Below are 20,613 nucleotides of genomic sequence, written 5' to 3'. Positions count from 1 at the left end.
TGCACGCCGACGTGGTGCACGCCCTGCGCAAATAGCCCGCGGGTTTCCGGTCCGCTCGGCCGGGTATGTCGGCGCTGAACGCCAGGTGAGCACGGTCGAACGGCCGTGCCCGACAGTGCCGAGGAGGTAGCCGTGCAGCTCGGATACAAGTTGGCCGCGGAGGCATTCGGGCCGAAAGAACTGATACGCCAAGCGATTCGGGCGGAGTCGGCGGGATTCGACTTCGTCGAGATCAGCGATCACTACCACCCGTGGCTGGACGAGCAGGGCCATTCCCCGTTCGCCTGGACCGTGCTCGGCGCGATCGCCGCACAGACCGAACGGATCGGCCTGGCCACCGGCGTGACCTGCCCGACGGTGCGCTACCACCCGGCGATCATCGCGCAGGCCGCGGCGACGCTGGCGCTGGTCTCCGACGGCCGGTTCACGCTGGGCGTCGGCTCCGGTGAGCGGTTGAACGAGCATGTGGTCGCCCGCGAGTTCCCGGATGCCCGGATCCGGCAGGAAATGTTGCGCGAGGCACTGGAGATCATCCGGCTGCTGTGGCGCGGCGGCTATCAGTCCTATGACGGGCGTTACCTGTCGCTGTCGGACGCGCGGGTCTTCGATCTGCCCGAGCAACTGCCCGCGATCGCGGTCGCGGCCAGCGGGCCACCGTCGGCCCGGATCGCCGCCGAACTCGGCGACGGCCTGTTCGCCACCGAGCCGAAGTCGGAGATCATCAGGCACTATCGCGACAGCGGCGGAGACGGCCCCCGCTACGCCGAGGTGCCCATGGCGTGGGCCCTCGACGAGTCGACCGCGGCGAAGGCGGTGCTGGAGACCAGCCGCTGGGCGCTCACCGGCTGGAAGGTGATGAGCGAACTGCCCAACCCGGTGAATTTCGACGCCGCCTCCCGCACCGTGCGCGAGGACGACGTGCTGGCGCAATTCGCCTGTGGCCCAGACCCTTCCCGCTACGTCGAGGTCGCTCAGCAGTACGTCGACGCGGGTTTCGACCGCCTGGTCATGCAGAACGCGGGACCGGACCCGGACGGCTTCATCGATTTCTTCCAGCAGGAACTCGAGCCCCGGCTGCGCACGCTCGAGCCGTCGTGATCAGTCCGGCGTGTTCCACGGGGTGAGTACCATTTTGCCGCGCACGCCGCCGGATTCGCTGAGCCGGTGCACTTGCGCGGCTTCCCCCAGCGGCAGCACTTGGTCGACCGTCGCATTCAGGTGACCACGGTCGACCAGCGTCGCGATCTCGCGCAGCGTCTGTGCCGACGGAGTGACGTAGAAACGCTCGGACCGCGGCGCGTCCGAGCCGAGGCAATCGATTCAGCGCCCGTCCGGACGTAGGACACGCAGGGAGCGGGATCCGTATTCACCGCCGACGAGGTCGATCTCACCGGTCACCTCCGTGAAATCGACTGCGGTGTAATCGATCAGCTCCGTCGCACCCAGTTCGCGCAGATATTCGTGCCGGGCCGCGCGGGCGGTGCCGAGCACGTGCACGCCGACATGCCGTCAATTCTCCACCGTTGTTTCGATTGGGCAGAGTTCCACCGAATGGTCTTGATGGACACCACATTCGAGCGGCGTGAAATCCATACCCACCGAAAGCTGTCCGGGGCCTTGTCGTCCTGCAAGACCCTTGCCGTCGGATCGTCGAAATGACGCCTTCGAAGCTCGACGCACGCGCCGATCGCACACCGCGCAGACGCCGGGCGCAGGCCGCTGATCTGCACGAACGGTCGTTTGGTGCGACTTTCGGCGGGTTTGGCGGCCGCCGAGGCGGGTAGGCAACGTAGAGAGGGGCATGGTCCGGTTACGACTGGACTACGGCCGGGATCGATTCGTAGACCGAGTTGATCATGAGGCCTAAAATTGCATTCTTGCCTACCCATATCTCGTAAGGGGTGGAGCCATGAGAAATGTGCTCCGGTATCTGTTCTTGATGATCTTGGTCGCGGCAATGGCCATCTGGTGGTCCGGCACCGCGACGGCCGGTATGGCCGGTACGGCGACAGCGAATCCGATCGAACTGATCGGGCCGTCCGACGGGCAGGTGGTGGGCGTCGCCCACCCGGTCACCATCCGGTTCGCGCAACCGGTCGCCGACCGGGCCGCCGCGGAACGCACCGTCGATATCAGGGCCACCGATCCGCTGCCCGGCACCTTCGCGTGGACGACCGACCGGGAGGTCGTCTGGACGCCGACCGGATATCTGCCCGCCAGCGCCCGCATCAGCGTCGGCGTCGGCCAGGCCCGCACCGAATTCCGTACCAACGTAGGCGTTTACGGTGACGCCGACATGTCCGCCCACACCTTCACGCTGACCGTCGGCGGCGAGTCCAGGACGATGCCCGCCTCGATGGGCAAACCCGGCTTCGAGACGCCGTCCGGCCGGTTCCCGGTGCTGGAGAAGGCACGCTCGGTCGTGTTCGACTCCAGGACCATCGGCATCCCGCTGAGTTCGCCCGAGGGCTACGTGATCAACGGGGAGTACGCCGAGCGCCTGACCTGGGGCGGGGTGTACATCCACTCGGCGCCGTGGTCGGTGGAGCAGCAGGGCAACTCGAACGTGAGCCACGGCTGTATCAACCTGGCCCCCGACGACGCCGCATGGGTCTACTACACCATCAGCATCGGCGATCCGGTCACCACACACTGGTGAGCGACCGCCACCGTCACCGCACGCGCGTGCGGTGACGGCAGCAGCAAGGCTGTGACGGGCGCCACCCGGTACTACGGCTCCGATTCGTGCCATGATCGAGCAAATGGGACACAAGGTCTCTTTCGATGGCATCAGGAGCTGACGGATGGCACCACGTTCGGACATCGAATTCCGTTCGCATGGAACGACACTGCGCGGCTGGCTCTATCGACCGGAGACCGGGGACGGTGACGTCCCCTTGGTCGTGCTGGCACACGGGCTCGGCGCGGTGAAGGAGATGCGCCTGGACGCCTTTGCCGCACATTTCGCCGCCGCCGGCATCGCCGCCCTGGTCTTCGACTATCGGCATTTCGGCGCGAGCGACGGTACGCCGCGTCAACTGCTGAGCATCAGCCGCCAGTTGGCGGACTGGTCGGCGGCCATCGACTACGCGAGCAGTCTCGACGGGATCGATCCGTCCCGAATCGCCTTGTTCGGCACCTCTTTCAGCGGTGGACACGTGCTGCAGGTGGCGGCGCGGGACCAGCGCGTCGCGGCGGTCGTCTCGCAGTGCCCGTTCACCGACGGACCGACCTCGGCGACGACCGTCGGGCTGCGGCCGCTGCTGGGCATCGCGGTCCGGGCCGGCCTGGACGTCGGCGCGGCCGTGCTGCGCCGCGCGCCGGTCACCGTCCCGCTGACCGGCGCGCCCGGCACGACGGCCCTGATGAACGCGCCGGACGCCGCCCCCGGCTACACCGGCCTGGTGCCTGCCGAGTTCACCCACCACGATGCGATCGCCGCGCGGATCGGACTCACCCTTCCCCTGTACCGGCCCGGCCGCGCTCTGCGCAAAATCGCCTGCCCGGTCTTCCTCGGCGTCTGCCTGACCGACAGCGTGGCGCCGCCCGGCCGCACCCTGCGCTATGCCGCGGCCGCCGGGCCGAACGTCGAGGTGCACGAGTATCAGGCGGGCCACTTCGACATCTACGTGTCGCCGGATTTCGACCAGGTGGTGGCCGACGAAACCGCGTTCCTGGTCGAGCATCTCCGGGTGCCCCGGACCTCGGCCTGACCGCTCACGCCGCGGCGGGCAGCACCTCGTTACGGGAAACCAAAGCCGCGTAACGGTTTTCGCGTGCCATGAGTTCGTCGTGGGTGCCGCTCTCCACGACGCGCCCGTGATCGAGCACGACGATCTGATCGGCGTCGCGGATAGTGGACAAGCGGTGCGCGATGGTGATCGTGGTGCGGCCGGCCGAGAGCGCGTCGATGGCCTGCTGCACCTGCCGCTCGGTGCGGGTGTCCAGGGCGCTGGTCGCCTCGTCGAGCACCAGGATCGGCGGATCGCGCAGGATCGCGCGAGCCACCGCCAGCCGCTGCTTCTCGCCCCCGGAGAATCGGTAACCGCGCTCGCCCACCATGGTGGCGTAACCCTCGGGCAGGCTCATGATGTGGTCGTGGATCTGCGCGGCGCGCGCGGCGTCGTGCAGTTCCTGTTCTGTCGCATCGGGTTTCGCGAACCGCAGGTTGTCCGCGACCGAGGCGTGGAACAGGTAGGTCTCCTGTGCGACCACGCCGACCGCGCCGGCCAGATCGGCGAAGGACAGCTCGCGCACGTCTTTTCCGTCGATCGTGATCCGTCCGGAACTCACGTCGTAGAGCCGCGCCACAAGGTAGCCGAGTGTGGTCTTGCCGGAACCGGTTTCGCCGACGACGGCCAGGCTCGTCCCGGCCGGCACGCTGATGTCGATATCGCGCAACACCTCTCGATCACCCGCCGCGTAGGCGAACCCGACGTGTTCGAAGCGCACCGCGCCGGTCACCGGACCGAGCGGGACCGGCCGCGCGGGTTCGGCGATATCCGGCTTCAGATCGAGGTATTCGAAGATGCGGCCGAACAACGCGAGCGAACTCTGCACCTCGACGCCGGTGGAGAGCAACTGCACCATCGGGCGCAGCAGCGTGGTCTGCAAGGTGGTGAACGCGACCAGCGTGCCGATCGACACCAGCGGCTTGCCCGCCGTGACGGTCAGCCCCGCCGCCCAGTAGATCACCGCGGGCATCGCCGACATGACGATCGTGATGGTCGACTGCCGCCACCGCCCCGCCATGCTCGCGCGGATCTCCAGATCGACCAGCCCGCGCGATTCGCGCGCGAAACCGTCCACCAGCGCGGGCGAGCGGCCCATCGTGCGGCCGAGCAGGATCCCGCTCACCGAGAGCGACTCCTCCACGATCGCCGACATGCCCGCCAGTTTCTGCTGGCGCTGGGCGGTGATCTTGCGGCGCTCGTTGCCGACCCGGCGGCTCACCCAGACGAAGAACGGCAGCATGACCAGTGAGACCAGCGTGAGCCGCCAGTCCAGCACGATCATGGCGACGATCGCGGCCAGCACCGTGGTGAAGTTCGAGACCAGCGAGGTCGCGGTGGAGGTGACGGTGGACTGCATGCCGCCGATATCGTTGGCGATGCGCGACTGCACCTCCCCGGTGCGCGTTCGAGTGAAGAAGGACAACGGCATTCGCTGCAACTGCGCGTACACCGCCGAGCGCAGATCGTGCATCACGTCCTGGCCGACAGTGGTCGAGATGTAGGTCTGCAAGACGCCGAACACACTGGTCAGCGCCGCGACCGCGACCATGCCCGCCGCGAGCAGGGTGAGCAGGCCGGTGCGCCCGTGCGGCAGTGCGTCGTCGAGCACCGCGCGCAGCATGAACGGCGAGGCCAGCGCGACGACCGAGGACAGACCGACGAGTGCGGCGACCGCGGCCAAGCGGGCCCGGTAGGGGTGGAACAGCCGGACGATCCGGCGAAGCTGAGCTGGGGGCTGCACAGGCGGCTCCTTCCGAGGAACTACGTCATGAAACTGAGCATGGCTCATAATTGTTCCCGAAACAATGAGTTATGCTCAGAATCATGGAGACCGCCGAGACCGACCTCCCCGAACTGTTCCTGCGGGCGGCCAAACGCATCCGCCGCAATCAGTCGTCCCGGCTCGCTCCACTCGGCCTCACCCCCGCGCAGGCCCGCGCCCTGCGGATCATCGGCCACCAGCAAGAGCCGCTGCGGATGACCGCACTGGCCGACCGGCTCGGCATCGTGCCCCGCTCGGCGACCTCCGTCGTCGACGCGCTCAGCGCCGCAGGTCTCGTGCACCGCACAACCGATCCGGCCAGCCGCCGCGCCACCCTCGTCACGCTCACCGACACCGGTCGCGCCACCCTCGGTCGCATGGCCGAAGCACGTCGCGAAGCCGCCGAAGAACTCTTCGCGACCCTCACCGCCGAGCAGCGCGAAACCCTGCGCACGCTGTTGGCGGCTTTGGACACCGCAACCTGCTAGCACTGTCGACTTGCCCGATCCCCGTGGCTCGATTCGGTCAATTCGCCCATTTCGCGAGACTTACCGCCCGGTACCTCCTCGATGAGCGGGTACGCCCGCAAATGAGCAGTATTCTGCCCGGGGCGACGGCGTCGTCGGCGGGACCTGCGGGTCCGAGCGTTGCTGCATTCCGGGAACGCTGCGGATAACCTGGCGGTATGACCTGAAGAAGGTGGGGCGATGGATCGACCGGAGATGGGCTCACGGCCCGACAACGATTACGGGCGGGGGCCACAGATGATGCGACGCGGCGGACCGGACCAGCCGTCCGGACCTGACGACCGGTATCAAGGGGCGTACTCGGATTGGATGGACCGGCTGCCGGAACCGGAACCGGACTACGAACCCGGTTACGAGTCCGGCTATTTCGAAGACGAGTTCAGCGGGCTGATCGACCGGTCCCGCGGCAGGCGCTCGGCGAAGCGGTGGCTGATCCCCGCGCTGGGCGTGGTCGTGGTCGGTGCGCTGGCGGCCGTCGCGTTCGTGGTGTTCGGCGGCAACTCCACACCGGACACCGCGGCCGCGCCGACGCAGACCCTGGTGCCCGCCGCCGCGCCGGGCGCACCGTGCGAGGCCGAGCGGGTCGGCAACCGGATCAAGGGCAACGATCCGGGCGGATTCGACTCCGGCCCGGCCGCGATCTTCGCTTTCCAGCACGCGTACTACGTCGCGCGTTCCGGCGCAGAGGTCCGCGCGGCGACGACCCCCGATGCCGCGGTGGAGTCGGCCGAGGCCATCCAGCGCGGTATCGACACCATCCCGGCCGGCACCACCTACTGCGTCGCGATCACGCCGGGCGCGTTCGCCGGGCAGTACATGGTGGTGGTGACCGAGAACCGGCCCGGCCGCACCCCGGTCACCTACAACCCGCAACTGGTCACCACCACCAAAGACGGCGCGCGCACGCTGATCAGTGCCATCAGTCCCGGCCAATGAGCCGGGGCGTCAGGCGAATTCGTACTCGGCGACGGCCCGCTCGTCGAATTCGATGCCGAGTCCGGGACGCGACGGGATCTGCACCTGGTTGGCCCCGTAGCGCAGCCGGGTCTCGGGCGTGAGCAGCCGTTCGAAGTTGTAGATGCCCTTCTCCAGCGCGAAGTACTCGACCACGAGCGTATTGCTCACCGCACCGCACAGGTGCACGTGCAGGTTGTGGTGCCAGTGCGGCGCCATCTGCAAGCCGAACGCGTCCGCGGCGTGCGCGACCCGCAGCCATTCGGTGACGCCGCCGACCACACCGGCGTCGGCCTGCAGGATCGCAGCCGCGTTCGATTCGATGAGCTGACGGAATTCCCAACGCGTCTGGTGGATTTCGCCGGTGGCGACGGGGGTGCGGATCTGCGCGGCCAGTTCGCCGTGCCCGGCGATCGCGTCCGGGGCGAGCGGTTCCTCGAACCACCACAGCCCGTGCTCGCCGGCCGCGCGCTCGAAAGCCTCGATGGCGGTGCGGGCTTCGTGCACGGAGCGGTAGGCGTTGTTGGCGTCGAGCGCGAGCCTGCCGGTGTCGCCGATGGCCTCGATCGCGGCAGCCACCCGGCGCGCGTCCTCGGCCACGCTCAGGCCGCCGACCTTGATCTTGTGATCGGTAAAGCCTTGGCCCGCATTGAATTCGATTTCCTTGCGCACCGCCTGGGTCCACTCGCCCTCGTCGGGCCGGTAGTAGCCGCCCGATGCGTAGGCGGGCAGCGGAGCCGTCGCGCCGCCGAGCAGGCTCACCAGCGGCAGGCCCGCCCGCTTCGCGCGCAGATCCCACAGCGCGATGTCGATCGCCGACAGCGCCCGCAGCACCGCACCGCGCCGGCCCGCCAGCAGCGCCTCCTGATAGGCCAGGCTCCACAGGCCGGACACGTCGTTGTGGTCCGCGCCGAGGTACACCGGCGCCAGCACATCGTCGATCGCGCACTTGGTGAGCGTGCCGCCGCTGGTCCCGGCGTAGGTGTAGCCGAGCCCGGTCGCGCCGCTGTCGTCGGTGATCTCGACCAGCACGTAGTGCCGATCGGTCAAGTCGCGGTTGGACATTCGGGTCGGCTTGTCGACCGGGATGCCGACGACGCGGGCTCGGACACGGGTGATGGTCATCGACTGCTCCTCGCGGAAGAGGCGGTGCGTACCGCCTGGATATTGGCGAATTCGGTGGCGCCGTAGCTGCTCAGCTCCCGGCCGTGCCCACTGGCTTTGACCCCGCCGACGGGCAGGCGCGGGTCGGATTCGGAGATGCGGTTGACGAAGACGGAACCCGCCGCGACCCGGTCCGCGAGTTGCTGTACCCGTCCGAGGTCTTCGCCCCAGATCGAACAGCTCAGGCCGTAGGCGGAGGCATTCGCGGCCGTGAGCGCGGCGGCGGCCGAAGCGACCGGCAGCACCGCGCCGAGCGGGCCGAAGGTTTCCTCTTGAAAGGCAACGGCGTACGTGTCCGGCACGGTCACGATGGTCGGCGGGAACCAGGCGCCCGGCCCGGAATCGGCAGCGCCGCCGGTCAATACCGCGCCGCCCGCGGCCAGCGTCGCGGTCAGCTGCCTGCGCAGCTCGTCGCGCAGGTCGGCCCGCGCCATCGGTCCGATATCGGTGCCGGGCAGCATCGGGTCGCCGACGACGAGCTTGTCCAGCTCGGCCACCATGGCGTCGGTGAACTCGGGAAAGACGTGCTGTTCGACGATGATCCGCTTCGCGGCGATGCAGCTCTGCCCGACATTGAGGAACCGGGAGCGCACCGCCGCGGCCGCGGCTGCCGCGATATCGGCGTCGGACAGCACGATGAACGGATCGGAGCCGCCGAGTTCCAGCACGACCTTCTTCACCGCCGCGCCCGCGCGCGCACCCACGATCGCGCCGACCCGGTTGCTGCCGGTGAACGCGACGGCGGCGATACGGGCGTCGTCGATGAGCGGTCCGATCCGCTCGGGCGGCAGTACCACGCTGGTCAGCACGCCGGTGCCGCACACCTCGTCGAACAGCCGCTGCACGGCGACGGCGCAGCCGGTGACGTTGTCGGCGTGCTTGAGCAGCACCGTGTTCCCGATCGCGAGGGCGGGCAGCATCGACCGGAACACCTGCCAGAACGGGTAGTTCCACGGCATGATCGCGAGCAGCACGCCCAGCGGCCGGACGCGGATCTGCCCGCTCTCCGGGAACACGTCGACCGCTTCCGGCCGCAGCAGATCAGCGACTCGATCAGCGTAGTAATCGCAAGTGACGGCGCACTTTTCGAGTTCCGCGGCGGCCTGGGTGATGGGTTTGCCCATCTCGGTGGTGATCAGCGCCGCCAGTACCGGCGCGTCGGCGCGCAGGCGGGCAGCCAGCAGGCGCAGCCGGTCGGCCCGGTCCGCGACCGGCTCGTCGGCGGCCCGGCCCGCGGCCGCGACGGCCCGGTTCAGCAGGGTGGACAGCTGATGATCGGGGGTGAAAGCGTAAGCCTCGAGCGGGTTTCCGGTCGCCGGGTCGATCGTGGTGATCATCGGGCCGCCTCGGTCACCCGGGCCGCCAGCCAGTCCTGGAACCGGCGGCCGAGCACCACCGGGTTCGCCAGCAGCTTCGGCACACCGGTCGCGTTGCCCACCGCGATGCGCACGTGCAGGAACACCGGGCCGTCCAGGGTCAGCGATTCGGCGAGCCGAGCCGACAGCTGTTCGGGATCGGCGGCCCGCAGCACGGTCCAGCCCGCCGCGGTCGCCAACTCCCCCAGGTCGATGCGCGAACCGTAGGTCGGCAGGTTCGCGGTCGCGCCGTAGACGCCGTTGTCCAGCAGCACCAGCACCAGTTTCGACGGGCGCAGGAAACCGCCCGTGGCAAGCACATTCGGGTTCATCAGCAGAGAGCCGTCACCCTCGACGGTCACCACCTTCGGCACCCCGGTATCGGCGAGGCCCAGTGCGATCCCGGTGGCGACCGACCCGGCCAGTCCCATCGCGTCGAGCAGATACAGGTGGTTCGGGCGATCGGCGACCGCGGCCAGTTCCCGGCTGGAAGCGGCACAGGTCACGACGACGGGCAGGTCGGCGGTCTGCTCGGCGACGAGTCGCAGAGCGTCGATGCGTTGCACGATCACGCGGCCTTTCCGTCGGTCGCCCAGAAGTGGGCGAGCACCACCACCGGCCGAAATGTCATGCGCGCGTGGACGCCCGCCTCGGTCACCACCTGTTCCCAATCCGAAGCCGTACTGCGCCGGTCCAATTCGAAGAACGGCAGGCCGAAACGCGCGAGCACGCCGGGGACATGCTGGCTGAACGTGTGGATCATCGAGTTGTATTCGCCGAGGCCGCCGCGCGTGTTCGCCACGATCAGCAGCGGCAGGTGGTAAGCCAGGTTGAAGGTGGTCAGCGCGGTCAGCGCGTTGCCGAAGCCGTTGTCCTGCATGACGATCGCGCCGAGCTTGCCGGTGAGCGGCAGCGCGCCCAGCACTCCCGCCGCCTCCTCCTCCCTGGACAGCGGAAAGACCCGCTCGGACCGGCCCGCCGCACCCCCGCTGGTCTGCACCAGCGCGTTGATGACGGGCGCCACGCTCACCGACGGCACGTACCCGACCAGATCCACCTCCGCCGCCCAGATACCTCTGGCGACCGATGCCGCATAAGAGTTGGAATTCACGAATGCCCCTTCGCCGGACCAGCTGCCAAGTAGCAGCCCACTTGATAAGAGAAACATACTACTCTCAATGAGTAGCATGCAACTCTCGTCTAGAGGTCGGCCATGGGACGGCAAGGGGTCGGTCAGTAGGTGACTTGGTCGCCTTCGGGGACCGAGACCGAGACCCAGCGACGCCATTCGGCGACCAGGCCGCGGTTGTCGGCACTGCTGTGCGCGACGAGCAGGTCACCGGAGCGGACCAGATGCTTGCGCATCGCGCGTTCGGCCGCGACGCCGTCGCGTTTGCGCAGGGCGTCGATGATGTCCCAGTGGTCCTTCAGGGCCGTGTCCACGGTCTGGTACCGCGGCACGCTGTGCCTGCCGTCCAGGGCGAGGGTCTGGCGCAGTTCGGCGACGAACTTGGCCAGCCGGCGATTACCGCTGGCCTCCAGGATCAGTTCGTGCAAGCGTTCGTCGGCGGCGAAGTACTCGGCGCCACCGTCGGCGGTGCGTTCCATGATTCGGTATTCGGCCAGCATCGCCTCGTCGTCGCGGCTGGTCATCACCGCCGCGGCGCTGCGACAGGCCGGCGGCTCGAGCAGCACGCGCAGGCTGCACAGGTCGACGATGCCGCGCCCGTCCTGGCCGAGCACCCGCGCGCCTCGATTGCGTTCGATCTTGACCAGGCCCAGATCGGCCAGCTTCAACAGCGCCTCACGCACCGGCGTCCGCGAGGCCCCGAACCGTTCGCCCAGTTCACGCGACGAATACAGCACGCCACGCTCGAGCCGCCCCTGCCGGATCGCGTCCCGGATCTCGGCCGCGATCTGCTCGGACTTGCTGTCTACCGCATCCTCCGACAAGGCACCTCTTCAATGGACCGACGCAACGGGAAAACGCCCGTGGCACAGCGGCCCCGGGCGATTCACCAGCATAGTCGCTCAGGCGCTCGGCACCTTCGCGGCGCGACGCGCCTTCGAACGCAACGCGATCGCGCCGACCACGCCCAGTGCGCCCACGTTGGCCAGGATCATCACGGCGATCGCGAAACCGGTGTGCCCGCCGGATGCGTCCTTGATCCAGCCGAACGCGTACGGACTGACGAATCCGGCCGCGTTGCCGAGCGAATTGATCAGCGCGATACCGCTGGCCGCGCCGACCCCGGCCAGATATGCCGTCGGCACCGCCCAGAACAGCGGCTTCGCCGTCTGCGCCGCCATGGTGGCCACGGTGATCGCGGTGAACGCCAGCAGCGGCGAGCCGAGCGCGAACGCCGTCACGGTGAAGGCCACCACCGAGATCGCCAGGGCGGCCAGCACCGGTTTCGAAGAACGTTCGTCGCGCACCAACCGTCCGGTCACATACATCCCGATCGCGGCGAGCAGGAACGGCACCGCCGACAGCCAACCGATCTGCGTACTGCTCAGGCCGTGCCCGACCTCCTTGACCACCGTCGGCATCCAGTAGGCCAGCGGGTACGCACCCGCACAGCAGCAGGAAGTAGGCCAGGCACAGCGCGAGTACGCGCTTGTTCCGCAGTGCGGCGAGATGCCCGGCGGGGGCGCTCTGCGCGCGTTCGGCGTTCTCGGCCGCCAATGTCTCGGTGAGCCAAGCCCGTTCGGCCGCGCTGAGCCACTTCGCCTGCGCGGGCGTCTCGGTGAGCCCGAAGAAGAACACCACGCCGAGCAGCACCGCCGGAATGCCGCCGACGATGAACACCCAGCGCCAGCCGTCCAATCCCAGTGCACCGTCGAAGGTGTCGAGAATCCAGCCGTTGAGCGGGCTGCCGAGCACGCTGGCCACCGGAATCGCCACCATGACGGTCGAAATCACCTTGGTGCGCTCGGCATTCGGGTACCAGCGGGTGAGATACACGATGATGCCGGGAAAGAAGCCCGCCTCGGCCACGCCGAGCAGAAAGCGCAGCAGGTAGACCATCTCCACGTTGACCGCGAACGCAGTCAGAGTCGCGATGATGCCCCAGGTCACCAGGATCCGGCTGAGCCAGATCCGCGCGCCCACCTTGGTCATGATGATATTGCTCGGCACCTCGGCGAGCACGTAGCCGACGAAGAAGATGCCCGCGACGAACCCGTACTGGGTCGCGCTCATCCCGAACGTCTCTTCCATACCGAACTTCGCGAAGCTGACATTGATCCGATCTATGTAGCTCACGATGTAGCCGATCACCAGCAGCGGCACGATCCGGCGGGTGATCTTCCGGATCGTATTCGCCTGCAGCGCATCCATTTTGTTTCCTCCACAGCACAGAGCCAAGCTGTGATGGCATGCCACTTGCGTAAGTAACATGTCTCACTCAATGAGTAGCATGCTACTCATCCTGTGACCTGACGCACAAGAGTTTCCCGACAGCCTCGATCGGAGGGCGGAAATACGCCGACGGCCGGACCCGGGGCCTTGCGGGCCGGGTCCGGCCGTCGGAATGGCGAGGCAGCTGCGCCTGGAAAAGGTCAGCGGCGGGCGTGCTCCGCGGCGACTACGACGTGACGCATCAGCAGGGCGGTGGTCACCGGGCCGATGCCGCCGGGAACCGGGGTGAGGGCGGCAGCCTTGCCGCGCACCGATTCCGCGTCCACATCGCCGACGATGCTGCCGTCGGCGGCCTCGTTGGTGCCGACGTCGACCACCACCGCGCCCTCGCGGATGTGCTTGCCGGTGACCAGGCCGATCCGGCCCGCGGCGGCGACGACGATATCGGCGGCGGAGGTGACGGCGGGCAGGTCGGTGGTCTTCGAATGACAGACGGTGACCGTGGCGTTCTCCGCGAGCAGCAGCTGGGCCAGCGGCTTGCCGACGATATTGGAGCGGCCGACGACGGCGACATGCTTCCCGGCGAGCGGGACCTGATGGTGCTTCAGCAGCTCGATGACCGACTCGGAGGTCGCGGCGACGAAACCCGCCAACCCGGAGGCGAGCAGACCGAGCGAGAGCGGGCTCACCCCGTCGACGTCCTTCGGCGCGGCGATCGCGGAACTCACGTCCTCCAGGGTGATGCCGGCGGGCAGCGGCGTCTGCAGCATGATCCCGTCGGTCGCGGGGTCCGCGCTGCGTGCCGCGAGTTCCGCGCGGATCGTCTCCGCGCTCGCGTCGGCACCGAGATCTACGGTGTCGCAAGCGATTCCGAGCCGCTCGGCAGCCTTGCGCAGCGAGTTGACGTACCAGGCGCTGGCCGGGTCGTCGTTCGCCACGATCAGCGCCAGGCGCGGTGCGGCACCGGACTCGGCGTGCGCGGCGGCGCGCTGCTTGGTGTCGGCATTGAGGGCGGCGGCGAGTTCCTTGCCGGTCAGCGAAACGGTATCCACGTTGTGACACCTTATCGGGCGCGCGCGACGGCACCGGCCAACGGCTCCGGGCCCGCATCGGACATCTCCGGCAAGTCGCCCGCGGGCGCGGTCCGGTTTGTCCCCATGCCCAAAAATAAAACTCAGAATCCCCCCGGTTAATACGTGATTTCCAGATCAACCCGCCGTATGGTGAGCACTGCTTGCCCCCGGCTAACTGCCAGCACGTGCCCAACCCGGTCTGATTCGCGGAAAGGTGTCGACTGTAGTGAAGATCTCGAGGCACTGGACACATCTCGCCGCGACGGTGCTCGCGGCGCTCACCCTCACCGCGCTGTCCGCGGTTCCGGCCGCGGCCGGGCCGGAGACGGACGCCCTCTACAACTCCGCCCAGCGCAACTTCACCGACGGCGACGACGTCGCCGGCCGCGCCGACCTGCGCAATCTGATCGGCGCGGACCCCAATGACGCCGAAGCCCTTGCCCTGCAGGCGATCTGGTCGCACTACGCGAACGACCTGCCCGCGCTCGCCGACGCCATGGCGCGGTTGAACATCCTCGATCCGCACATGGCGGCGGGTACCAACAACGTGCTCGGCGCCATCGGCGCGGCGGTCGGCACGCTGCCCAATCCGATGCCCGCGCTCATCGGCCCGGAGACCGGCATCGTCGTGCTCGGCTACGGGCTGCTGCCGGACGGCGCGCTGCGCCCCGAACTGGTGAACCGCCTGATCGCGGCCTGGCTGCAGTCGATCGCGGCGCCGTTGTCGCCGATCGTGGTCACCGGCGGCAACCCGCAGAACGGGATCGCCGAGGCCGACGCCATGGCCGGTTGGCTGATCGGGCACGGAGTACCGCCGACCCGCATCCACGTGGAGAACCGGGCCGGTTCGACTGTGCAGAACGCGTTGTTCGCCACCAAGATGTTGCGCGATGTCGGCGCGACCAGCGCGGTGGTGGTCACCTCCCCCAACCACATCCGGCGCGCGGTCGCCGATTTCATCGTCGCGGGCACCCGGGTGGTCGGCGCGACCACGTCCCTGGATCAACTGGTCTCGCAGCTGCCGCCCCCCTCGCGCCAATCCCAGCGCGGCATCTACCTCGACGCAACCCGCACCTTCCAACTGGACACCGCCCGCTGACGCCCCCGAGCTGACCCGCCGCACCCTTCCCGCCCGCCACGCACGTCTTGTTCTGCCGCGCACGTGTTTGTCGAGTGACACGCGCGCGGGAAAACGAAACGTGCGCGCCGCCCCGCCGCGCACGTGGCTGTCGATTGACACGCGCGCGGGACGACGAAACGTGCGCGCGCCGTCCTGCCGCGCACATCCTGTCCCGCTGCGCACGTCTTGTTCCGCCGCGCACGTCCTGTCCCGCCGCGCACGTCTTGTTCTGCTGCGCACGTCTTGTCCCGCCGCGCACGTGTTTGTCGAGTGACACGCGCGCGGGACGACGAAACGTGCGCGTGCCGTCCTACCGCGCACATCCTGTCCCGCGGCGCACGTCTTGTTCTGCCGCGCACGTGTCCGTCGAACGACACGCGCGCAGAATGGCGGAACGTGCGCGGCGGTGGCTGCGGTTCGTGCGCGAGGTCACCGAAAAACCGCTGGCCTGGCCTGATGGGGGCACGGCAGGATGGGCGGGTGATGGCAGGCAGAACCGAGGTGGTCGCGACGCTGCGGGCGGCGGGGTGCGTCTTCGCCGAGGACGAGGCCCGCCTGCTCACCGCCGCCGCGGCCGAGACCGGCGCCGAGCTGGACGACCTGGTGGCCCGGCGTGTCGCGGGCACGCCCTTGGAGCACCTGCTCGGCTGGGCCGAGTTCCACGGCTTACGCGTCGTGGTCGCGCCGGGCGTCTTCGTGCCACGGCAGCGCACCGCGTTCCTGGTCGAGGAGGCGGCCGCGCTGGCTCGCACCCGGACCCGGCATCAGGTGGTAGTCGATTTGTGTTGCGGGTCAGGCGCTTTGGGATTGGCCCTCGCCACGACCCTGGCGGCCGAGCGTCGGCCCGCGACGCTGGCCGCCGCCGATATCGATCCGGTGGCGGTGGACTGCGCGCGCCGTAACCTGACCGCGCTCGGCGCCCCCGTCTATCTGGGCGACCTCTTCGATCCGCTCCCCGAGGAACTGCTCGGCTGCATCGATATCCTGCTCGCCAACACCCCGTACGTCCCCTCCGCCATGATCGCGCGGATGCCCCCGGAGGCCAGGGACCACGAACCGCGCGCCGCCCTGGACGGCGGACCCGACGGTCTCGACATCTTCCGCCGCGTCGCCGCGGGCGCGCGGTCCTGGCTCGCCCCCGGCGGCCACCTACTGGTGGAAGCCGGTGCGGCACAGGCAGAATCCGCGCTCGCAGTGCTGGCCGAGCACGGACTCGCCGGCCGGATCGCGGCCTCCGAGGAGCAATACGCCACCGTCGTGATCGGCACCAAACCGACCGGCTGAGGCGCTACTTCTTGCGGCCGGTGAACTCGTCCATCGAGTGGTAGACGCCGACCGAGTTGAGGAAAAGGTCGCGCAGCTTGATCGGCAGCAGACCGGAGATCGCCTTATTGAGCCGCGAGGTCCAGGGCAGGATCACCAATGGCGTCCCGTTCTTCATCTCCCGCCACGAGGTGTCGACCACCTCGTCCTGCTCCAGGATCGGCGTGAACAGGAAGCCCTTCGCGCCGTCGAACATGCCGGTGTTGATGTAGGTCGGGCAGACGGTGGTCACCTTGACGTGCTGGTGACCCGCCTGCTCGAGCTCGATCCGCACCGAATCGGACCAGCCGAGCGCCGCCCACTTGGACGCCGCGTAGACACTCATCCGCGGGTTGGACACCAGGCCCGCCGACGACGCGATGGTCAGCACGCGCGCCTCGGTCGAGCCGGCCACCATGGCGGGCAGGAATTCCAGCGTGACATACATGGGGGCGTGCGCGTTGATGGCCATCGTCTGCGCGATGTCGGCCCGGTTCTCGGTGTCCCAGAAGTAACTGTTGCCGCGCACGATGCCCGCGTTGTTGACCAGGATGTCGATGCCGCCGACCGCGGCGCGCACCGACTCCGCCGCCTCGGCGATCGCCTGCGGCGCCGAGACGTCGACCACGAAGTGGTGGATGTCGCCGCCCTGCGCGGTGAGCTCCGCGGCGGTCTCCTTCAGCGCCACCTCGTTGATGTCCCACAGCACTACGGCGGCCGCGCCCTCGCGCACCGCGCGTTCGGCGAACAGCCTGCCCAGGCCCATGGCGGCACCCGTGACGAGCACCTTCTTCCCCGCAACCGTGTCGAGTTTCATCCGTCCCTGTCTTTGCTCGGTATCGCCGGAAGTCATTTCTGGCGCAGTGTTTTCATGACGCCGAAGTAGAGCGTCATGGTCTTGGCCCACAGCTGTTCGGACATGCCGGGCAACGGCGCGATCGGCAGTACCCGCTGCACCGCGATGGTCTGGGTGTCGATGTATTTCAGCAGGCCCTCGGGGCCGTGCCGGCGGCCGGTGCCGGAGATGCCGAGTCCGCCCGAGGGCGCGTCGGCGCTGCCCCAGGCCGCGATGAAGCCCTCGTTGACGTTCACCGATCCGGCGTTGATCCGCGCCGCGACCGCGCGGCCCCGCTCGGTGTCCTTCGTCCACACACTGGCGTTGAGGCCGTAGGCGGTGTCGTTGGCCTGTTCGACCGCCTCGTCGTCGCTGGCGACTCGATAGATCGAGACGACCGGGCCGAAGGTTTCCTCGCGATACACGGTCATGCCGGGGCGCACGCCGCTCAGCACGGTCGGCTCGTAGAAGTACGGCCCCAGATCGGGGCGTGCCCGCCCGCCCGCGAGCACCGTCGCGCCCTTGGCCACCGCGTCCTCGACATGCGTTCGGACCGTGTCCAATTGGCGCGGAAAGGTGAGCGAGCCCATGTCGCTGTCGAAGTTCAGGTCCGCGCCGAGCGTGATTGCCTCGACGTGCCCGACGAATTCGCGGACGAACTGGTCATACACCTTCTCGTGCACATAGATTCGCTCCATCGATTCGCAGAGCTGACCGGCCGAGGCGAAGCAGGCGCGGATGGCGATCTTGGCGGCCCGCGCCACGTCGGCGTCGGCGAGCACCACCAGCGGGTTCTTTCCGCCGAGTTCGAGCGAGTAGCCGATGAGCCGCTCGCCCGCCTGCCGCGCGATGGTCCGGCCCGTGGCGCTGGAACCGGTGTAGTCGACATAGTCGGCGCGGCCGATCACCTCGCCGCCGATCACCGAACCGCGGCCGAGTACCGCCTGCCACAACCCTTTCGGCAGCCCGGCCCGTTCGGCGGCGTCGATCGCCCACAGCGCGATGAGCGCGGTCTGGTTGTCCGGTCGCGCGACCACCGCGTTGCCCGCGACCAGCGCGGGCAGCGCGTCGGAGACGGCCAGGGCGAGTGGGTAGTTCCACGGTGAGATGACCGCGACCACGCCCTTCGGGCGGTGCCGCACGTCGACCCGGGTGAGCACCGGCAGCACACCGCGCGGCTTGCGGGTGGCGAGCAGTTTCGGGGCGACCTGCGCGTAGTACCTGGCGTTGACCGCGACATCGCCGACCTCGTCGAAGGCGTGCGCCCGGGACTTGCCGGTCTCGGTCTGCACGATGTCGAGCACGACGTCTTGCTCGGCCAGCACGATGTCGTGGAAACGACGCAGCACGGCGGCCCGCTCCCGGATCGGGCGGCGCGCCCACTCCTGCTGCACCGCCCGCGCGGTCGCGAAGGCGCGGTCGATATCGGCAACCGAGGACTGGGGCAGATCGGCGATCTTGCGCCCGGTGGCGGGCGCGAACACCTCGACGGCGGGCGCGCCGCCCGCGACGGCACGCTCGAGCAGGGGCTGGACGAGCGCCGACGGCAGGGCGTCGGCGGCAGCCAGCGGGGAGGCGGTGGTCATCGTCGGCCCTCTCGATCTGTGCGTCATTAATTGAACACTAGTGTTAGATTAATGGACGTGCCGCGCTTCGTGTCAAGCTGTTCGTCATGGAACACAGACATGGCAGGCTGCCGACTGTGAGGCAGCACCATGTGGGTGGCGCCGCGTCGTGACCGAGGCGACCACGCGGCGGGGCCGTCCGCCGCAGACCCCGGAACAGGCCGAGGAGGTCCGGGCCAGAATCGTGCTGGCCACCGCGGAGGTGTTCACCCGCAACGGTTCTCGCGGACTGAGCGTCGCGCAGATCATCGAGCAGGCCGGGCTGGCCAGGCCGACCTTCTACCGTTACTTCGGCAACGCGACCGAGCCGCTGCACGTGCTGCTGGAAACCTCGAACGCCGGGCTGGTCGACGGCATCGCCGAGGCTCTCACCGGCACCGACGAACCCGTCGAGCTCGGCATCCGGCTGATCGACGCCTATCTGGCCTGGGCCGGCGGGCACGGCGCGATGCTGCGGCCGCTGTTCGCCGAACTACACGACCCGGCCTCGCCGGTGTCGGCCTACCGGGAGCGTGCGCTCGACGACATCCGCGACCTGGTCCGCACGACGTTCACCGAGCTGGGCCGTCCGGTCCCGAGCCCGCTCGACCTCGACGCGGCCCTGCACGTCTGCGAGTACGTCGTCTACCGGATCTCGTCCGGTACCGCACCCGGCGCGGAGCCCGATCCGGCGACCGTCGCCGAGGCGCGGCTCACCATGATCCGGGTGCTGCTCACCACCCTCGGCACCCGCGCCGATCTCGCCTATGCGCTGGATCTGCCCGGCATCTTCCCGCACTGACCCCGAGCACGCTCGGACGTTTCAGCCCCGCGAACCCGGCGAGCGTCGTTGATCACCGGGTTCACAGGTTCATTGGGATGCGTTGTCCCGCATCGGCGCCGGGGCGAAACGTTCGGTGTGCACCGTGGCGGTCGGGTCGTGCAGCGCGAGCAGTTCCCGGCCGGCCTCCGCGAGCACGGGCGGGCCGCAGACGTAAACCGCTGCCCCCGTCGGTGTCTGCGCGAAAATCATGCGCGGATCGGGCAGGCCGAATTCGTCGTCGGGGCGCACCACCACATCCCCGCCGGTGAGCCGGGCCAGCTCGCACAGAAACGGCATCCGGGCCCGCGATCGGCCGAAATACATGAGCCGCCAGGGAGTTCCGGCACGCTCGGCGGCACCGACCATCGGCAGGATCGGCGTGATGCCGATCCCACCGGCGACGAACAGATAGCGCGCAGCGGCCAGCAGCGGAAAAGCGTTGCGCGGCCCCCGAATCGGCAACCGGTCGCCGACGCGCAGCCGCTCGTGCACCTCCCGCGAGCCGCCGTCGCCGTGCTCGAGGTAGCGCACCGCGATGCGGTAGTACCCCCGCTCGGCCGGGTCGTTGGTCAGCGAATACTGCCGCAGCCGACCGGACGGCAGGCACAGCTCGATATGCGCCCCTGGTGTCCAGGCGGGCAAGGCGTCGCCGTCCGGATCGCGTAGGCACAGGCTGACGACGCCGTCGGCCTCCGGCTCGATCCGGTCTACAACAACCTCGAAACCGTTGCGGCGCAGTGACTGCGGTAATGTCTCGGCGAGCATCGCGGGACGCTGCCCGGTCGGCTGCGCCGGCCGCCGCTGCGCGACGCGGGGCGCGATCGTCGGCTCGCCGGAGCGGAAAGCGGCTGGGCCCGTACCGAACTCGAAGGTCACGGCGCATGTGCGACGCACCTGCGGCTGATCGACGTATCCAGTAGAGCCCATCTCGCATCCTCATCTCTGATCGGCGAAGCACAAGCGTTCTCGCAATCTATTGATGACATCAACTGCTGTCAA

Annotated in this window: 21 protein-coding genes and 1 pseudogene; 8 read left to right on the top strand and 14 right to left on the bottom strand. The window is 68.8% G+C overall.

Annotated features, from left to right (window positions below; translation table 11 throughout):
• Positions 1 to 132: 132 nt before the first annotated feature.
• Positions 133 to 1,098: a TIGR03557 family F420-dependent LLM class oxidoreductase gene (locus tag NBRGI_RS21665; RefSeq protein WP_029899090.1), complete on the top strand. Its 966-nt coding sequence runs from the start codon at positions 133 to 135 to the stop codon at positions 1,096 to 1,098.
• On the opposite strand, the gene NBRGI_RS49650 is transcribed toward NBRGI_RS21665, so the two are convergent.
• Entirely contained in the window at positions 1,099 to 1,320 is a 222-nt protein-coding gene (locus NBRGI_RS49650; protein ID WP_268808420.1) for a zinc-binding dehydrogenase, read from the bottom strand.
• Positions 1,321 to 1,497 carry a hypothetical protein gene (locus NBRGI_RS49185; RefSeq protein WP_235211051.1) on the bottom strand — a complete coding sequence of 59 codons (177 nt, stop codon included), beginning with the start codon at positions 1,495 to 1,497 and terminating at the stop codon, positions 1,321 to 1,323.
• A gap of 412 nt (positions 1,498 to 1,909) precedes the next feature.
• Here NBRGI_RS49185 and NBRGI_RS21655 point away from each other — a divergent pair, with 412 nt between their 5' ends.
• Complete coding sequence (locus tag NBRGI_RS21655) at positions 1,910 to 2,659, top strand: L,D-transpeptidase (RefSeq protein WP_029899089.1); 750 nt, start codon at positions 1,910 to 1,912, stop codon at positions 2,657 to 2,659.
• A gap of 145 nt (positions 2,660 to 2,804) precedes the next feature.
• Complete coding sequence (locus tag NBRGI_RS21650; RefSeq protein ID WP_029899088.1) at positions 2,805 to 3,713, top strand: alpha/beta hydrolase; 909 nt, start codon at positions 2,805 to 2,807, stop codon at positions 3,711 to 3,713.
• Between the two features lie 4 nt (positions 3,714 to 3,717).
• Here NBRGI_RS21650 and NBRGI_RS21645 read toward each other — a convergent pair whose 3' ends face one another.
• Entirely contained in the window at positions 3,718 to 5,523 is a 1,806-nt protein-coding gene (locus NBRGI_RS21645) for an ABC transporter ATP-binding protein (RefSeq protein ID WP_029899087.1), read from the bottom strand.
• Positions 5,524 to 5,558: 35 nt separating this feature from the next.
• Here NBRGI_RS21645 and NBRGI_RS21640 point away from each other — a divergent pair, with 35 nt between their 5' ends.
• Together NBRGI_RS21640 and NBRGI_RS44055 are read left to right on the top strand one after the other, a co-directional pair.
• Positions 5,559 to 5,984, top strand: a complete 426-nt coding sequence (locus tag NBRGI_RS21640) for a MarR family winged helix-turn-helix transcriptional regulator (RefSeq protein WP_036560229.1) — start codon at positions 5,559 to 5,561, stop codon at positions 5,982 to 5,984.
• 219 nt (positions 5,985 to 6,203) lie between these two features.
• The gene (locus NBRGI_RS44055) at positions 6,204 to 6,959 is read left to right on the top strand and encodes a hypothetical protein (RefSeq protein WP_148310897.1); all 756 of its coding nucleotides are present in this window, start codon (positions 6,204 to 6,206) and stop codon (positions 6,957 to 6,959) included.
• 9 nt (positions 6,960 to 6,968) lie between these two features.
• On the opposite strand, the gene NBRGI_RS21630 is transcribed toward NBRGI_RS44055, so the two are convergent.
• From NBRGI_RS21630 to NBRGI_RS21600, 8 genes and pseudogenes are all read right to left on the bottom strand, one after another.
• Positions 6,969 to 8,102 carry a mandelate racemase/muconate lactonizing enzyme family protein gene (locus tag NBRGI_RS21630; protein WP_029899084.1) on the bottom strand — a complete coding sequence of 378 codons (1,134 nt, stop codon included), beginning with the start codon at positions 8,100 to 8,102 and terminating at the stop codon, positions 6,969 to 6,971.
• Positions 8,099 to 9,478 carry an aldehyde dehydrogenase family protein gene (locus tag NBRGI_RS21625; protein WP_029899083.1) on the bottom strand — a complete coding sequence of 460 codons (1,380 nt, stop codon included), beginning with the start codon at positions 9,476 to 9,478 and terminating at the stop codon, positions 8,099 to 8,101. The genes NBRGI_RS21630 and NBRGI_RS21625 overlap by 4 nt, the downstream gene beginning before the upstream one ends.
• Positions 9,475 to 10,068 (bottom strand): thiamine pyrophosphate-dependent enzyme, encoded by a 594-nt coding sequence (locus NBRGI_RS21620; RefSeq protein WP_226887282.1) that lies wholly within the window; start codon positions 10,066 to 10,068, stop codon positions 9,475 to 9,477. The genes NBRGI_RS21625 and NBRGI_RS21620 overlap by 4 nt, the downstream gene beginning before the upstream one ends.
• Positions 10,065 to 10,607, bottom strand: coding sequence for a thiamine pyrophosphate-binding protein (locus tag NBRGI_RS21615; RefSeq protein ID WP_029899081.1), 543 nt, complete (start codon positions 10,605 to 10,607; stop codon positions 10,065 to 10,067). Before NBRGI_RS21615 ends, NBRGI_RS21620 begins: the two co-directional genes overlap by 4 nt.
• Before the next feature lie 122 nt (positions 10,608 to 10,729).
• Positions 10,730 to 11,449, bottom strand: a complete 720-nt coding sequence (locus tag NBRGI_RS21610) for a GntR family transcriptional regulator (protein WP_029899080.1) — start codon at positions 11,447 to 11,449, stop codon at positions 10,730 to 10,732.
• A gap of 78 nt (positions 11,450 to 11,527) precedes the next feature.
• Complete coding sequence (locus NBRGI_RS49180) at positions 11,528 to 12,037, bottom strand: hypothetical protein (RefSeq protein WP_235211048.1); 510 nt, start codon at positions 12,035 to 12,037, stop codon at positions 11,528 to 11,530.
• Positions 12,038 to 12,158: 121 nt separating this feature from the next.
• Positions 12,159 to 12,836 (bottom strand): annotated as a pseudogene (locus NBRGI_RS49945) (MFS transporter); the annotation flags it as partial.
• Between the two features lie 221 nt (positions 12,837 to 13,057).
• A complete protein-coding gene (locus tag NBRGI_RS21600) occupies positions 13,058 to 13,909 on the bottom strand; it encodes a bifunctional 5,10-methylenetetrahydrofolate dehydrogenase/5,10-methenyltetrahydrofolate cyclohydrolase (RefSeq protein WP_029899079.1) in 852 nt (283 codons plus the stop codon).
• A 247-nt stretch (positions 13,910 to 14,156) separates the two neighbouring features.
• Between NBRGI_RS21600 and NBRGI_RS21595 the strand changes: the two genes are divergently transcribed.
• Both NBRGI_RS21595 and NBRGI_RS21590 read left to right on the top strand, forming a co-directional pair.
• On the top strand, positions 14,157 to 15,029 hold the full coding sequence (locus NBRGI_RS21595) for a YdcF family protein (RefSeq protein ID WP_036560225.1): 873 nt from the start codon (positions 14,157 to 14,159) through the stop codon (positions 15,027 to 15,029).
• A 504-nt stretch (positions 15,030 to 15,533) separates the two neighbouring features.
• Positions 15,534 to 16,334: a putative protein N(5)-glutamine methyltransferase gene (locus NBRGI_RS21590; protein WP_029899077.1), complete on the top strand. Its 801-nt coding sequence runs from the start codon at positions 15,534 to 15,536 to the stop codon at positions 16,332 to 16,334.
• A 4-nt stretch (positions 16,335 to 16,338) separates the two neighbouring features.
• On the opposite strand, the gene NBRGI_RS21585 is transcribed toward NBRGI_RS21590, so the two are convergent.
• Entirely contained in the window at positions 16,339 to 17,169 is an 831-nt protein-coding gene (locus NBRGI_RS21585; protein WP_029899076.1) for an SDR family NAD(P)-dependent oxidoreductase, read from the bottom strand.
• A gap of 32 nt (positions 17,170 to 17,201) precedes the next feature.
• Positions 17,202 to 18,773 (bottom strand): succinic semialdehyde dehydrogenase, encoded by a 1,572-nt coding sequence (locus tag NBRGI_RS21580; protein ID WP_029899075.1) that lies wholly within the window; start codon positions 18,771 to 18,773, stop codon positions 17,202 to 17,204.
• Between the two features lie 148 nt (positions 18,774 to 18,921).
• Between NBRGI_RS21580 and NBRGI_RS21575 the strand changes: the two genes are divergently transcribed.
• Positions 18,922 to 19,593 carry a TetR/AcrR family transcriptional regulator gene (locus NBRGI_RS21575; RefSeq protein ID WP_029899074.1) on the top strand — a complete coding sequence of 224 codons (672 nt, stop codon included), beginning with the start codon at positions 18,922 to 18,924 and terminating at the stop codon, positions 19,591 to 19,593.
• A gap of 69 nt (positions 19,594 to 19,662) precedes the next feature.
• On the opposite strand, the gene NBRGI_RS21570 is transcribed toward NBRGI_RS21575, so the two are convergent.
• Entirely contained in the window at positions 19,663 to 20,541 is an 879-nt protein-coding gene (locus tag NBRGI_RS21570; protein ID WP_081878180.1) for a ferredoxin reductase, read from the bottom strand.
• Between the last annotated feature and the right edge of the window lie 72 nt (positions 20,542 to 20,613).

This window comes from Nocardia brasiliensis IFM 10847, assembly GCF_000710915.1.
Lineage (GTDB): Bacteria > Actinomycetota > Actinomycetes > Mycobacteriales > Mycobacteriaceae > Nocardia > Nocardia brasiliensis_A.
This window is presented reverse-complemented; position numbering and strand designations above follow the sequence as displayed.

Coding starts and splice junctions, on each gene's coding strand:
- NBRGI_RS21645 (WP_029899087.1), bottom strand. CDS start 5,523: ATGAGCCATGCTCAGTTTCATGACGTAGTTCCTCGGAAGGAGCCGCCT.
- NBRGI_RS21655 (WP_029899089.1), top strand. CDS start 1,910: ATGAGAAATGTGCTCCGGTATCTGTTCTTGATGATCTTGGTCGCGGCA.
- NBRGI_RS21625 (WP_029899083.1), bottom strand. CDS start 9,478: ATGATCACCACGATCGACCCGGCGACCGGAAACCCGCTCGAGGCTTAC.
- NBRGI_RS21570 (WP_081878180.1), bottom strand. CDS start 20,541: ATGGGCTCTACTGGATACGTCGATCAGCCGCAGGTGCGTCGCACATGC.
- NBRGI_RS21650 (WP_029899088.1), top strand. CDS start 2,805: ATGGCACCACGTTCGGACATCGAATTCCGTTCGCATGGAACGACACTG.
- NBRGI_RS21590 (WP_029899077.1), top strand. CDS start 15,534: ATGGCAGGCAGAACCGAGGTGGTCGCGACGCTGCGGGCGGCGGGGTGC.
- NBRGI_RS21640 (WP_036560229.1), top strand. CDS start 5,559: ATGGAGACCGCCGAGACCGACCTCCCCGAACTGTTCCTGCGGGCGGCC.
- NBRGI_RS44055 (WP_148310897.1), top strand. CDS start 6,204: ATGGATCGACCGGAGATGGGCTCACGGCCCGACAACGATTACGGGCGG.
- NBRGI_RS21585 (WP_029899076.1), bottom strand. CDS start 17,169: ATGAAACTCGACACGGTTGCGGGGAAGAAGGTGCTCGTCACGGGTGCC.
- NBRGI_RS21630 (WP_029899084.1), bottom strand. CDS start 8,102: ATGACCATCACCCGTGTCCGAGCCCGCGTCGTCGGCATCCCGGTCGAC.
- NBRGI_RS21580 (WP_029899075.1), bottom strand. CDS start 18,773: ATGACCACCGCCTCCCCGCTGGCTGCCGCCGACGCCCTGCCGTCGGCG.